The organism is Aeromonas sp. 84A (assembly GCF_051919345.1).
Lineage (GTDB): Bacteria > Pseudomonadota > Gammaproteobacteria > Enterobacterales > Aeromonadaceae > Aeromonas > Aeromonas veronii.
Genome location: NZ_JBQBEW010000001.1, coordinates 4,007,412 through 4,021,643 on the forward strand (window position 1 = coordinate 4,007,412; position 14,232 = coordinate 4,021,643).

A 14,232-nucleotide genomic window follows, 5' to 3' on the forward strand; every position below is an offset into this window, starting at 1 on the left:
TTCCATTATTCTCCCCTCACTGGCTCACCGGCTGGGCTACCTCTTCTCCTGCTCCATGTTTTTCCAGTCCTGCTCTCATGGCGTGGATGACGGCGCTGCGCAGTGATGGTGGAGCCAGTACCTCGACCTCTCCGGCGAAGCGCATCAGGTCGCGTACCAGTTCGCGTTGATCGGCATAGGGGAAAGTGAGACGAATATGACCGCTTGGCTCTATGGTCTGGAGCTGCTCCCGGTGCCACTGCACATCTCTGACCCAAGGGGTAGCAGATGGGTCAAAGCGCAGCTCGGCCTGTTTCAAATCAGCCCCGGCGAAGATGCCATAGCCATTTGCAAAGAGTGCATCCAGCTCTGGCGTCCCACATTCGCAGGCGGCTTCATCCAGCGATTTGGGTTCGACTATTCGACTCAAGGCAAAGAGGCGCAGGGCCTCTCGTCCATGACACCAGGCAAGCAGATACCAGTTGTCCCGATACCAGCAGAGACGCTGCGGTGATACTTGACGCTCTTCGGACTGATGTTGTGTGGGGTGATAGAGAAAGTGGAGCTGACGCCTGGAAAACAGCGTTTGTACCAGAGGTAGGAATAGCTCTGGGGACACGTATTGGCGCCCGATGCTTTCCACACGCAGGCGGTCAGCTTCATTCTGCCACTGGGGACCCAGCAAATCTCCGATACGTGCCTGCAACTGAGCCAACCCCTGCTGCTGCAGACCCGGTTGCACATCCTGCAGCAGGCGATTGGCCATCAAGAGAGCAAAGGCTTCCGATTCGGTAAGCCAGACGCCCGGCAAGGTAAACCGACCATCATCGGTATCGTAACGATAACCACGAGCGGTCGGGTCCCAGATTATTGGCGCCTGATAACGGTCTCGCAGCAATTCCAGCAGCCGTTTGAAAGTGCTGGCTGAGCACTCAAGTCGTTCGAGTATGACGGAGCGTGGAACAGGGTAACGAAAGTCCAATAGTAACTGGTGTAAGGCAAGGGCTCGGTTAAGTTGTTCCATTCTTCTGTTAAGTTATTGGTTAATAACAACTAGGCTACCACTTAAGGAATGGAAAAACCCTATCGAGTCTCACATATACGCGACCTTTAGAGACCGTGCGTTATCTTAGTTTCTTGTATTTCGCCACTTGTTCGAGGAAGTAGCGGCCCAGTTCACCTTGATGTTGGTTCGCTTCGCTTTCTGCGCTGGCCAAGTGACCGTTGCGCTCTTTCCATACCGCATATGCGGCGGCCTTCTCGACCTCGACCCGTTCTTGCAGCTCTTTCGGTAGGGCACAAAGATTGTGACTCATACTGACCTCTTTGTTATTTGTTGGCGCCATGGTACGCCATCACTGGCATGCGGGACTTGCGCTGGTTCAAAGGTGGTGCGCTATAATGCCTGTATATAAACACAGGTATTGTTGCCATGAAGCTGTTAACCCCAGACCCATCACCCGCCGAGGTGACCATCCCGCTGTTCTTGCACCGCGCCTCTTGCGGTTTTCCCAGCCCAGCCAGCGACTATCTGGAAGGGAAGTTGGACCTCAACACCCACTGCGTGGCGCACCCTGCCGCAACCTTCTATCTGCGTGCCGAGGGGGAGAGCATGACCGAGGTTGGCATCTTTCCCGGTGACTTGCTGGTGGTCGATAAGAGCCTGACCCCGCGCCATGGTGATGTGGTGATTGCACTACTCGATGGCGGCTTCACGGTCAAGACCTTGCAGCTCAAGCCGAGGCTACGGCTGTTGCCAGCCAATCCGGCGTTCGCGCCTATCGACCCTTGTATGAGCCTCTCCCTGGAGCTGTTCGGAGTGGTCACCCATGTGATCGGCAATCTGAGGCAGCGTGATGGCCATAGCGCTCGTTGATGTAAACAACTTCTACGCCAGCTGTGAGCGGCTGTTTCGCCCTGAGCTGCGTGGCCGCCCAATCGTGGTGCTCTCCAACAACGATGGATGCGTGGTGTCGCGCAGCCCCGAAGCCAAGGCGCTGGGTATCAAGATGGCCGGGCCCTACTTCAAGATCCGCGAGCAGTTCGAGGCGCATGGCGGTGTGGCATTCAGCTCCAACTACGCACTTTATGGAGACATGTCTGGCAGGGTGATGAGCACGTTGGAGACCATGGCCCCCGAGCTGGAGGTCTACTCCATCGATGAAGCATTCCTGTCACTGTCGGAGTCGTTTGCCGGGGACCTGACCGCCTATGGACAACAGATCCGGCAGCGAGTGTGGCAGTGGACCGGCCTCACGGTAGGGGTCGGGATTGGCCCCACCAAGACCCTCGCCAAGCTGGCCAACTATGCAGCCAAGAAGTGGCCTGCCACTGGCGGCGTCGTGGACTTGCGTGACGAGCTGCGCCGTGCCCGGCTGATGGCTATCACCCCGGTGGACGAGGTGTGGGGCATAGGACGGCGCTTGGGAGCCAAGTTGGTGGCACAAGGCATCAACACCGTTGCTGACCTGGTAGCTAGCGACGCCAAAGGGTTACGCGCCCAATACGGCGTGGTGGTCGAGCGGATCGTACAGGAGCTGCGTGGCCTGCCTTGCGCAGAGCTGACCGTTGAACCGGCGGCGAAGCAGCAGATCCTCTCGAGCCGTTCCTTTGGTGAGCGCGTGACTGACCGTGGAGAAATGGCTCAAGCGTTGTCAGGCTTTATGGCTCGCGCAGCCGAGAAGCTGCGGGCCGAGGGGATGTGTTGCCAGCGGGTGCACCTGTTCGTGCGAACCAGCCCCTTTGATGAACGAGCCCCTTACTACAGTGAGCAGGCTGGCGTCCGGCTGGTCTGCCCTAGCGATGATACCCGGTTGCTGCTGCAGCAAGTGAACGTGCTGCTACCGCAGATTTGGCGCGACGGTTACCGTTATCAGAAGGGGGGCGTCATGCTGAGTGAGTTCACCCCCAAGGGGCAACAACAGGCAGATCTGTTTGCCCCGCCGTCCGCTCAATCAGATGCGCTGATGGCAGTGATGGACCAGATCAAAGCCAAGGGATTGGGGCGCGTAGGCTTTGCCAGCCAAGGTACGGGGTCGCCTGAGTGGATGATGCGACAAGAGCACCTGAGCCCCTGCTACACCACCCGCTGGGAGGACCTGCCGGTGGCGAGGTAGTCCTGAGTCGGTTAGTTGCGGGGCTAGGTGGTTACACATCAGGATCCAATACCTCCCAACGTCCGTTCTTACGCGGCCCAACAAAACGTAATCGCCCGTCTTTGACCAGCATGGCAACAGCTCTCTCCACTGTACTGGTCGATTTGCCAATCCGCTCTGCGACTTGCTTGAGAGTTATGGTCGGTTCAGCCGTCAGTTCCGCCAAGATGGCATGGGGTGTTTTGACCCGCTTTTCTACCTGCGTTTCAACCTTCATTTCTACCCGCGTTTTCTCCTGATGAGGTGATACTGCTGCAGGTTGAATCGCAATCGCTTGGGCCAGTGAATTAAGTGGTGAACATTACCTTATCAATTGACTACGCCCAAAATTACGGCTGTTTCGTACTTTCGTGCGTAATTTAAATAAATATGCAGTCCTCTCCAAGAATTTATAGAATCTCTCATTATGCAGGTCAGCATCTCGGCGATCAAATCGATACTCTGCATCATCAGGGAAATGCACCAAAGACGCATAATCAGGGTATGCGAGCCTCAATGCACTACACCAAGCTTTACGGATACGCGTAGCCATGTTATCTCCATCGAGATTAGAGTAGTCCCCAAGATGACCGTAATCATCTCGGTTAAATAGTAGCACCACGTGATAATGAGGATACTGGCTTGTTACTTGCTCCTTCACCCAGATAAATCCCAAGAAGAATGGTTTACCAGCCTTACCCTTACGGTGACGTGCCGCCTGTATTTGGCTTTTTAGTGAAGCTATAAAGCGCTTAATAACCTTTTCCTCCTCTACCTCCGGTGGGAAGCTTGTCGGCATATCCGGATCATCCATGATGGATATCAGGGGGAAGCGTAGGTCAACGCGCACTGCAAACACTCGTGGGTGTTTATTCAAGAAGTTAGCGATTACCTCCACGGATGTTTTCAACTGCTCAAAGGATATTGAACCATACTTGGCCTCAGCCACACCTCGTAAGTTTTCTAGCTCGTCGGCTATTAAATGATACCCGACTTTTGATTTCATATAAGTTCCTATAGCTCGCATGGAATACCTATACCCGTTGGTTAGATACTCAGATGACTTCACTTATCGTAATTAATGAGGGTTGCTACGTAAAACTTTACTGACAACTGATACCGTTCTCTCTTATCAAACCACTAGGTTGATATACCAACCTGCATTTAGCACTCTGTGCATTACATATACTTTGCTATGCAGATCTATACAGCTAATGGCTTATATCTGATGTACAAGCCTGATGTGCATCTGATTGGTATACACGAAGTGTATATATCACATATTCTCGTTCACATACTCTGCGATACACTCTTGATGGTGTATCACTCTCACCCTCGATATATCTCCTACCCCCTCTACCGTGTTATACACTTCGCGTGTATATGTAATACTATTACCGAACTGAGCAACATTCTAAATCGCCGAGAAAAGCTTGGTTATTTTCGATAAGCGCTCGATAATTCCGAACATTAAGACAAATAAGTTCCTCTGAACTTAGCTCGATACCTCCTATCTAGCGGATACCTTCGAATCAATCCATTCTATTACTTCACTCAGCTTCCAAGCGACCGCACGAGGCCCTAAAGGAACGGCACCAGGAAATGCCCTCTTGCTCATCAAGCGATAAATTGTCGCTTTGGATAAGGTAGTCATTTCGATGACTTCTTTCAGCTTAATCAACTTCATGTTATCTCTCCGCTATTTCTTCATAACGAAGGACCACATGTTAAAAATTACTATCCGAAATAAACCACAATCTAATCTCAATCTCATTAATCCGCACAATTAATTGATAGCCACCCACAACCGAATAAATAAATCTCAGTCTCCACTGAACTTTGCGATAAACCCATGAAGAAAGAACTTTACTGACACACACAGTAATTCATAGCACACTAAACAAGCTCAGGATCTAAACCACCAGATGCATAGTGCACTCTAAGCCAGACACCCCAAACATTGGTTGGCCATTCCTGCACCAGGCCAAACATAAAAAACACGTGAAATACATCACAAAACCCCACAAAACACACTCACGAAAAACACAATAAAAACTACAATGTAGTTTTAAGTTATTAGGGTGAAAAATATGGCGCTCTGGACGGATGGAAAAGTTGTCAGAACACTGTTACTCGACAAATACTTTGTTGATTATCTTTGGTATAGAACATGTGAAATAAATTCGTATTCAGTGTGTGTAATTCCTGCAGCTGAAAATATTGAAAACGAACTATCAAGAGCCAGCTTAGATCCTAACGCTCAAAGATTCATGTCTGATAATGATGTTAGAGACAATTCAACACTTAACCTCGACCGATTTATCAAAGTACTTCATAACGAATATACCCAAGCATGTATTTCCAAGGATGACCTACATTGGATAGATGAAAAAAATACCAGATTGATTTTTTATATATGGCGAACATTGAGTCACTTAACATTAGATCACATCTCTAATAAAATGTTCGATTTCGACCTTAAATGTGAATTTTTACAAACAATGCAGCCAAACAACAGCAAGAAAATTGTGAGAATGAATGATATTACCAATGTAAAAATAAGCACATTTTTAATCGTTTGCTGTATAAATAGATTGAGAGTTAGTAAGGCCATTAAATTACAAATACTAGATAATATAAAAGAGACAGCTTCATACTCCCTAAAAAACCAAGAAATAACTCGCTGGCTAAACAAGGATGAAAATCAAAAAATATCTTGGACATTTGACTACTTGCTTAATAACAAACTAAGATATATCCCACTAGTACTTCCTGGCTCAATGGGAGTTAGAGATGATATCATTTCTTTTTTTGATGTGACGCGCACATTCAATGAGGACAGTTCAAAACTTATTACACTCACAATGAAGAAATCATGGAGCCAGAGAAAATACCGAGATAAAAACAAAGATAAGAAACAATACAGTATAAACATGAGCCAAGATATAGGCGATATTCTTGACGAACTAAGCCAAGTAGAAAACAAAAATAAAAATGCTATCATAGAAGAATTGATTAGAGAAGCATACGCAAAACGGTGTTCAATATAAATAAAATGGACTAAATGATTTAATCATTTAGTCCGTCATTCAGCATTATCATAGCCACTTACTTTCTATTAAAACTCAATTTCACAACGTTATTGAATACTGTTTCAGCAACAGGCTCTTGCATCACCTCATCAGCTACCAGTCTCCCCCAATTAATCCAGACAAGTCGGGTTTTCTCGGCATGACGTGAGCGGTGATAAGTTCTAATAAGTTTGTTAATGGGTGTGTGATTCAAGCAAAGCTCAATTACCCTTTCCTCAGTATCCAGTCTTTCCGCCCAGTTAGTTGCAGCACTTCGACGTAAATCATGAATAGTAAATGGCTCCATATCAGATAGAGAGCGAGCAATGAATCGTCTTAGTGCTCGTGTAATTGAATCGACTAATATTGGCTCTATTTCATCTGTTTTTGGCCGATCTGATTCAAATACAAAATCACCATTGGAATACTGTCCCTGAACTTCAATTACTGATCTTGCTTGAGGAGAAATAAAGACTGTATGAGCTCTACCATTTTTCGTTTCTGGAATGGTCCATATATCATCCTTGATCTGTGAAAAACGCATATTGGCGACTTCACTACGCCGACATCCGGTCAGTATCAATAGCTTGATCGCATTCGCTGCAGGCAGAGAAATAGTGGCATGGCGAGAAACGCCCCGTCCCCCAGCTGCCAGGCTGCCACCGCTCCCCAAGTCCTCATCAATGGCCTTCCATAACCTGCGCAATTCGGGGACAGTCAGCCAACGCTCTCTTGGGGCGCCAGCACTGGCGCCAAAATCTTTTGGCCGTAATAGCCTTGCTGGGTTAGCTTCAATCAGGCAGTGAACCACCGCATAATCCAACATCTGATTCAGCGTTCCCAGCCCCTTACGGGTTTCGTCTTTTGTTGCGCGCCTGGTTATCTCTAACGCTTGTGCCAAGTGGGCACGAGTCAGATCGATTAAGCGAATATTGCCCAGGGTCTTCTTGAGATGACGATTCCAACGATCTTGATGACATTGGAGGGTTTTGGGTTTGACGACCTGAGCAACACGTTGCGCATCGAGCCATCGTCCAAGCAACTCATCCATCGTCAGGGCCGTTTCATTTTTAGCCTTTTCTTGCGCTGCAAACTTAGTGGGATCAATGCCCCGCTTCACAAGCTGCACGGCTTTGCCATGCTCCTCTCTAGCTTTAGCCAAAGTTAGAGCTGGATAACTCCCCAACAACAATTCACCTTCACTACCACCAATCTTGAAGCGATACACAAAACGCTTGAGGCCACTTGCGCGAATTTCTATCTTGAGCCCGCCACCATGCTTCGATTGAATCGCATATCGCTTCACCTTAACCCCTTCAACAGGCTTGAGTGACGAGATCTCCAAGTCTTTACTTATCGCCATCCGTACCCCTCCCCGTACCCCTCCAATGCAGTGCGTTGGAGTGAGACCTTATGAAACTACTTGATACAGACATATTAATTAAATAACTGTTTTTAATCAAAAAAATATCCATCGCAGAACCAGTGGATACCGTCTGAAACTCTATCAACCTTGGCTCCTAAGGGACAGGCCACTGGTTCGACTCCAGTCGGGAGCGCCATACAAAACAAGGGGTTGGCATCATCACGATGCCAACCCCTTGGTCGTTTTTGGCGGCAATGAATCCGACCATCCAACCGTAATGACCCTCTCCTTTCTGCGTTCAGAGCATGCGCTCTCTCTGATAAACTGCTTCTCTTTGGCTTGTCTTTGAGGCCAAGCCCTGTTTCATCTTGCAAAAGAGTGTTGGATGTCCGGATGTTCCTGGTGGGATAGATCCACCGGTTTTGCCTTGCTGACCATTGTGCTGTGGGCCTCGCTGGCGGCGCTGACGTCACGGGTCACCAGCGTGTCACCACTGGTGCTGGTCGGGCTGGTGCTGTTTTTCTGCGGGGTCGGGGCCTTGCCGTTCTGGCGCCAGTGGCGTGCTCGCCCTATTACCTGGCTGGTGACGGTTACGGCATTGCTGCTCTACCATCTGCTGCTCTTTATGAGCTTTCGCCATGCCCCGGTGCTGGAGGCAAACCTCATCAACTACCTCTGGCCGCTCTGCATCATTCTGTTCACCCCGCTGTTGTTGCCCGGTCATCCACTCCATGCACGTCATCTGCTGGCTGGCGCCTTTGGTCTGGCGGGTTCCATACTGGTGATGGTCGATGGCGAGCTGCAACTGCAGCAGGCCTATCTGCCGGGATACCTGTTGGCGCTCGGTGCAGCTGTCGTCTGGGGGGCCTATTCGGTGCTATCACGCCGTCTGCCACCAGCCCCTGCCGTGGTCACTGCGGCAGCCTGCCTACCCGCAGGTTTGCTGGCGCTGCTGCTTGCCCGTCTGCTGGAGGGGCCCCTGCCGCTCGCACAGATCCCCACCAGTGACTGGAGTCTCATCATCGGGCTGGCGCTGGGCCCGATGGGGGCGGCCTTTGTGACCTGGTATCTGGCACTGCGAGACGGCGATCCACGCCGGATCGGTGCCCTTGCCTACCTGACACCGCTGCTGAGTACTTTGCTGTTAGTGGCATTGAACGGAGAAGAGCTGACCTCGCGCCATCTGCTGGCCGGTGCACTTATCATGGGAGGCGCCCTGCTCGGTATGCTGGGCCAACGCAACAGAGCACTGGCATCCCCAGCCAATTAAGTCGGTAAAATAGGGCCACCTGACCATGCTGTCATAAAAACGCCATCATCCCTGTTTAGGCTCGGGCCACGCTCCCCCATGGTCTGTGCTGACAGGAATTACCCCGTGAAAATCGCCCATTACGCCACCCTATCCTCCCTTGTTTTGTTACTGGTTGCGGGAGGACAGGCGCTGGCCCTCTACCACGGCTGGCAACAGCTTGCCCATACCAATCAGGCCCAGCATCAGCACGAGACGCTGCAACAACTGGTGACAGTGACCCTGCAAAACAGCCTGCGTGACTACCTCAACAGCGGCGATCCGCAACAACTGACAGCAGCGGAGAAGATCCGCCAGCAAGCGCTCTCCTCGCTGGCCGCTCAGGATGATGCCGTGGCGGCCCCGCTCAGACAGCAACTCGAACAGATGGCGCAGCGCATCGCGCACGACTATCAGGCCGCAGGCAAGCTCTCGGGCAACAGCCAGCTGCTGCTGCAAAATGCGGAGAGTGAGCTGGGCAGCCAGGCCATGGCGCTGATCCGCTATGGGGAGCAAGGCGCCAGCACGGAACAATCTGCCGCGGCACAGCAATATCGCCGCGGTGCGGCCGAGATCCTGGCGGGCCTGCCGCGCCTCGCCCATTTGCGCCAAAGCTATATGGAGCAGGGCAATGAAAAGCTGCTCGAAGGGATCCGCTTCGAGCTGGAGGCACTGCAAAAACAGGCGCAAGCGCTGCAAGCCTTGCCGCTGCTCGGCCTGTATGAAGAGGCGCCCGCCGATGAGTTCACCCTGGGGGAGCCGGTACGCAAGGAGCTGGGAGATCAACCGCGCAGCGAATTACGTTCGCTGCTGGGCCGCTATCCGCAGGAGCTGGCCAACAGCCGCACGGCGCTACAACAGCAACAGGCTGGCCGCCAGACCGTGCAGCAAGACATCATGGCGATGTTGCAAGCGACCAGACAGATGGGGGAACAACTTGCACACGAACGGCAAGCCGTCAATCAGGAGCTGGCCACCATCCTCGGCACGCTGGCGCTCTGTCTGGTGATAGTCGCCCTGCTGTTTGCGCTGGTGCAACGACGCTGGCTGCTCGCCCCCTTGTTACGACTGCGCGGAGCCTTTCTACAGCTCGATCAGACGGGGCAGGCCGAGCCGTTGCCTACCGGGCGCGATCGCAACGAGTTGGCCGATATTGTTGCCAGCTACAATCGGCTGATCGGTCGTCTGCAACAGGATCAGCAACAAAAAGAGGGGCAGCTGTCAGCGGTATCCCTCAGTCTGCAAGGAATGGTTAGTCAGGTTGACGAGATCCACCACAGCACCCGCACCACCGAACAGGTGGTCGACGAGAGCGGTCAGATGATGGATGAGCTGAACCAGCTGGCCGGAGAGGTCCATCAGGTCGCCGCCGACATCGCCCGGCATGCCCACCATAACGAACAGGCGATGAGCCAGAGTGAAGATCTGGTGGGCAGCATGCTGCACGCTACTCATCAGACCGGACTGGCGATTGACGAGAGCGATGAGGCGCTGCAAGCCCTCACCCGCTCGGTTGCCGATGTGACGGCCATTGTCGATGTGATCGGTCATATCGCTCAGCAGACCAACTTGCTGGCCCTCAACGCCGCCATCGAAGCGGCCCGCGCAGGGGAACAGGGACGCGGCTTTGCGGTGGTCGCCGATGAAGTACGCCACCTCTCGGCCAATACCCAGCAATCCCTCAACCAGATCACCGATATTCTGGGGCGCCTGACCCAATCCGGCGAACAACTTGGCACTGTACTGAACCGGATCACCAGCGAATCAAGCCGCCAGCGGGCGCAGGCGGAACAACTGCGCCAGACTACCCAGGCAGTGCGGGAGATCGCCCGCAACACCGCAGTGATCGCCCTGCAGGGCGCCGACAACGCCAAAAGTCAGGAACACAAGCTGGCCAGTTTTGCCGATCTGATCGCCCGTATCCATCAGCATGCCCGTCAGGTGAGTCAGCTCTCGGTGCAGGTCTCGTCCCATATCCACCATCAGGCGCAGCAGATCCCCCGCATCCTCGACCAGCAAGGCTGACCCCTATTTGCCCCGCATCCTCACCAGATCACTTTCCCTCGACCAGAGGGAAAGTTTTTTTGTAGCACAAAATTATCTGTTATCGGCAGGTTAACTGACACCTCCCCCGTACCGGATGAAAACCCGCACTGGCGCTGGCTGCGGCCTCAAGAAAACGCTCTCATCACCGTGATACCTGCCATGAGGCTGTTTACGACCTTGCCCATGATTATTTGCACTCGGTCATACTTTTGAAACGTTGAGGGAACTTTTCATTGATATTTCGCACCGCGAACGTACTCTTGGGGTTGTCCGATAGCCAAGAATCGGAACATAAAAAAACAACATGTGATGATCAGGACTGCCAACTACAGATGTGCCAAGACATCCGGGTTTGCAGGTAGCCAAGACAAGATTTTTTGCCCTTCGGGGTTTTGATTGCAATGCCAATACCGAGCGGTAGGCCCGATGCCAACTGCCGGAAAAAAAAGCTAAGTCCATAAAATCAGGAGCAATAAAAATGGAAAAAGTGATCTTCAAGCGCGCCGCTTTGAGTGCCGCTGTGGTAGCCGCTCTGGTCGCCCCCGGTATGGCGTTGGCAGCTCAGGATATGATGAGCCCGGAATACGGCCAGTCCTATGAAACCTTCGTGAAAGACTCCAAACTGACCGGCGGTCTGTTCTACTTCCAGCGTGATCGTCAGCGCATCGATGGTGACCCGACTGCAGCCAAGAAAGAAGGCAAATACCAGTCCAACCTGAGCCATTCCACCGTTCAAGCCGCTCTTAACTTCAACTCCGGTTATGCCTGGGACACCGTAGGTCTGGATCTGGGCGGCTTCGGTGCCTATGACCTGGCCGTTACCGAAAATCACCCGGTCAACCAGGAAAACGAATTCTCCTTCGCTGGCCGTTCTTGGGGCAACAACGCCAAAGATGGCTCCCCTGAAGGTGGTTTCAGCCTCTCCAACGCAGCGATGAAGCTGAAATTCCTGGACGGCGGCATCACTGCCAAGGGTGGTTATACACAGCTGTATGTCCCTGGCCAAATCGGTGTTAACTGGTCTTATCAGCCGGGTACCTATCGTGGTGGTCAAGTTGAAGGTAACTTCGGTGGCCTCTACCTGACCTACGCCATCGCTGACGAGTACAAGGCCCCCTGGTACAAAGAGACTCAGGTCTTCTCCCGTGCCAAAGCGTGGATGGATCCGTTCGCTGATGAAAACGTCATCGACTACATCCACGGTATCGCAGCCCGTTACACCTTCGAAAATGGCACTGCAGTGACCGGTTCTTTCGGTCAGTCCGAAGGCTACATGGACAGCTACCACTTCAAACTGGCTCACAAGTTTGACGTACTGGGCGGCCTCTCCACCAGCTACCAGTTCTACGGTTCCGAGACCGAGACCTACACCAAGGGCGCTTCCCAGATCGAGACTTATGACGGTCTGGCATGGCAACAAGCTCTGACAGCTGCCTGGGGCATGGGCCCGTACGGCTTCCGTCTGGAAGGTCTGTGGACCAAGGCTGAAGGTGCGGAAGGCAACTACCTGCCCCGTCTGACCCGTGGCTACGCCAACTCCCAGGGTGCCAACGAAATTTGGTGGGACTCCCGCTCTGACTGGAACGCCAACAACGAGAAAGCGCTGTTCTTCGGCGTGACCCGTTCTCTGGATGACCTGGTTGGTGCGCCTGGCTGGTCCGTCGGTGTATCCGGTGCTTACGGTTGGGATATCGAAACCGGTCAAGGCAAGAAAGCAGCCAACGGTGAAGATACCGAATGGGCAGCCAACTTCGATGTCACCTATACCGTGCAGGATGGCAAGCTGAAAGGCACCCTGTTCAAACTGCACTACACCGACTACAACAACGACATCAGCCAGGGCGGCGGTTGGACCGATTACCCCAACATCTTCGCCTCCGAGCACGACGTCAAGTTCCACATCATCATGCCGCTTACCTTCATGTAATCAGGCAATACGATGTCAGCAAACCGGGCCACTTGGCCCGGTTTTCTTTTTGCCGGTTGGCAAGCTAACATGCGAGCCGGATAAGGATTTTATCCGCTCACCTACCCACACGCTTTTGTCAGCAGTCACAAGGACGCCATCATGCCCCGTTTTGTTCTGATCACCGGTTGTTCCAGCGGTATTGGCCTCGCCGCCGCACAGGCGCTCGGGCAGCACGGTTTTACCGTGATCGCCTCGGCGCGCAAGGCGGAAGATGTGGCCCGTCTGCAGCAACAGGGATTGCTGGCGGTGCATCTGGATCTGGCGGACCCTTCCTCCATCGAGCTGGGAGCCAGTGCGGCGCTCCATCTGGCGGGCGGGCGCCTCTATGGCCTGTTCAACAATGGCGCTTATGGCCAACCCGGGGCGCTGGAAGATCTGCCCACCGAAGCGCTCAGGGAGCAGTTCAATACCAACCTGTTTGGCTGGCACCATCTGATCCGTCAGGTGCTGCCGCCGATGCTGGAGGCCAAAGAGGGTCGGATAGTGCAGAACAGCTCGGTACTGGGGCTGGTTGCCATGAAGTATCGCGGCGCCTACAACGCCAGCAAATTTGCGCTGGAAGGTTATAGCGACACTCTGCGCCTCGAACTGGCGGGTAGCGGGGTATATATCAGCCTGATTGAACCGGGCCCCATCGATACCCGTTTTCGTGCCAATGCCCGCAGCGCCTTCTTGCGCCACATCGATCCGGCCCAGAGCCGTCATCAGTCTGCCTACCGCCAGACCCTGACGCGGCTGGAAAAAGAGGGAGCAACCAGCGGCTTTACCCTCTCCAGCGAAGCCTGCATCCCGCCGCTGCTCCATGCGCTGACCCACGCCCATCCCAAGGCACGCTATCCGGTGACCACTCCAACCCGGCTGTTTGCCTTCCTGCGACGGGTATTGCCCACTCGCTGGCTCGATAAACTGCTGGCCAAATCGGCCTGACCCCTTGATTGGCGCTAAGCATCCGGCCACCCGGGTGGAGTAGCCGGGTAACGACGTCACCCGACCCGCCAACCTTGTTTATCCCCCTCTTCAATAGTGCTCACCATTGCTGTAGTAGGCACTCTTGACCAGAGGGATCACCTGCACCACCACATAGGTCTGCTCCCCCAGCACCTGCTTCAAATGGCGCGTGATAAGGCGCGCGGCAGCGTCCTGCATCTCCTGCGGCCGTTCGAACCAGTGCAACTCGACAAACGGAAATCCCGCCTCTGGCTCGCCGTTGCGGATCCAGCTGCTCTCCACCCGCTCCATGGTGACAAACTCCGGCTTGCCGCCGGTCAGCTCGCAAAGCTCGGCCAGCAGCGGGCCGCTCACCTGTTGCAGGGTCTCGAGCGCCACGGCGCGAAAACGAAGATGGGGCATGGCAAACCTCTTGGTTATCTGAAATGAGG

The 14,232-nt window shown here is 53.3% G+C and carries 14 protein-coding genes; 7 read left to right on the forward strand and 7 right to left on the reverse strand.

Annotated features, from left to right (window positions below; translation table 11 throughout):
* Positions 1-16: 16 nt before the first annotated feature.
* Both ACTG20_RS18085 and ACTG20_RS18090 read right to left on the reverse strand, forming a co-directional pair.
* Complete coding sequence (locus ACTG20_RS18085; protein ID WP_240037926.1) at positions 17-877, reverse strand: helix-turn-helix transcriptional regulator; 861 nt, start codon at positions 875-877, stop codon at positions 17-19.
* A 226-nt stretch (positions 878-1,103) separates the two neighbouring features.
* Positions 1,104-1,295, reverse strand: coding sequence for a DUF3283 family protein (locus ACTG20_RS18090; protein ID WP_224968563.1), 192 nt, complete (start codon positions 1,293-1,295; stop codon positions 1,104-1,106).
* Between the two features lie 116 nt (positions 1,296-1,411).
* Here ACTG20_RS18090 and umuD point away from each other — a divergent pair, with 116 nt between their 5' ends.
* Positions 1,412-1,855, forward strand: a complete 444-nt coding sequence (gene umuD, locus ACTG20_RS18095; RefSeq protein WP_224968565.1) for a translesion error-prone DNA polymerase V autoproteolytic subunit — start codon at positions 1,412-1,414, stop codon at positions 1,853-1,855.
* Entirely contained in the window at positions 1,836-3,095 is a 1,260-nt protein-coding gene (gene umuC, locus ACTG20_RS18100; RefSeq protein WP_224968567.1) for a translesion error-prone DNA polymerase V subunit UmuC, read from the forward strand. Before umuD ends, umuC begins: the two co-directional genes overlap by 20 nt.
* 31 nt (positions 3,096-3,126) lie before the next feature.
* Here the strand turns inward: umuC and ACTG20_RS18105 are convergent, their stop codons facing one another.
* From ACTG20_RS18105 to ACTG20_RS18115, 3 genes are all read right to left on the reverse strand, one after another.
* The gene (locus ACTG20_RS18105) at positions 3,127-3,351 is read right to left on the reverse strand and encodes a winged helix-turn-helix domain-containing protein (protein ID WP_224968569.1); all 225 of its coding nucleotides are present in this window, start codon (positions 3,349-3,351) and stop codon (positions 3,127-3,129) included.
* A gap of 84 nt (positions 3,352-3,435) precedes the next feature.
* Positions 3,436-4,119 (reverse strand): inovirus Gp2 family protein, encoded by a 684-nt coding sequence (locus tag ACTG20_RS18110; protein WP_224968571.1) that lies wholly within the window; start codon positions 4,117-4,119, stop codon positions 3,436-3,438.
* 504 nt (positions 4,120-4,623) lie between these two features.
* Positions 4,624-4,800 (reverse strand): helix-turn-helix transcriptional regulator, encoded by a 177-nt coding sequence (locus tag ACTG20_RS18115; RefSeq protein WP_081990762.1) that lies wholly within the window; start codon positions 4,798-4,800, stop codon positions 4,624-4,626.
* Positions 4,801-5,203: 403 nt separating this feature from the next.
* Here ACTG20_RS18115 and ACTG20_RS18120 point away from each other — a divergent pair, with 403 nt between their 5' ends.
* Positions 5,204-6,163, forward strand: coding sequence for a hypothetical protein (locus ACTG20_RS18120; protein WP_139714666.1), 960 nt, complete (start codon positions 5,204-5,206; stop codon positions 6,161-6,163).
* 58 nt (positions 6,164-6,221) lie between these two features.
* On the opposite strand, the gene ACTG20_RS18125 is transcribed toward ACTG20_RS18120, so the two are convergent.
* A complete protein-coding gene (locus tag ACTG20_RS18125; protein WP_047439350.1) occupies positions 6,222-7,547 on the reverse strand; it encodes a tyrosine-type recombinase/integrase in 1,326 nt (441 codons plus the stop codon).
* A 388-nt stretch (positions 7,548-7,935) separates the two neighbouring features.
* On the opposite strand from ACTG20_RS18125, the gene ACTG20_RS18130 reads away from it, so the two are divergent.
* The 4 genes from ACTG20_RS18130 to ACTG20_RS18145 all read left to right on the forward strand — a co-directional run bounded on the left by ACTG20_RS18130 (position 7,936) and on the right by ACTG20_RS18145 (position 13,780).
* Positions 7,936-8,820 carry a DMT family transporter gene (locus tag ACTG20_RS18130; RefSeq protein ID WP_194496569.1) on the forward strand — a complete coding sequence of 295 codons (885 nt, stop codon included), beginning with the start codon at positions 7,936-7,938 and terminating at the stop codon, positions 8,818-8,820.
* A 105-nt stretch (positions 8,821-8,925) separates the two neighbouring features.
* Complete coding sequence (locus ACTG20_RS18135) at positions 8,926-10,863, forward strand: methyl-accepting chemotaxis protein (protein WP_194496570.1); 1,938 nt, start codon at positions 8,926-8,928, stop codon at positions 10,861-10,863.
* Positions 10,864-11,362: 499 nt separating this feature from the next.
* Positions 11,363-12,811, forward strand: a complete 1,449-nt coding sequence (locus tag ACTG20_RS18140) for an OprD family outer membrane porin (protein ID WP_005338723.1) — start codon at positions 11,363-11,365, stop codon at positions 12,809-12,811.
* Positions 12,812-12,952: 141 nt separating this feature from the next.
* A complete protein-coding gene (locus ACTG20_RS18145; RefSeq protein ID WP_194496571.1) occupies positions 12,953-13,780 on the forward strand; it encodes an SDR family oxidoreductase in 828 nt (275 codons plus the stop codon).
* Between the two features lie 90 nt (positions 13,781-13,870).
* On the opposite strand, the gene ACTG20_RS18150 is transcribed toward ACTG20_RS18145, so the two are convergent.
* Positions 13,871-14,203 carry a DUF1904 family protein gene (locus ACTG20_RS18150; RefSeq protein WP_113739026.1) on the reverse strand — a complete coding sequence of 111 codons (333 nt, stop codon included), beginning with the start codon at positions 14,201-14,203 and terminating at the stop codon, positions 13,871-13,873.
* Positions 14,204-14,232: the final 29 nt, after the last annotated feature.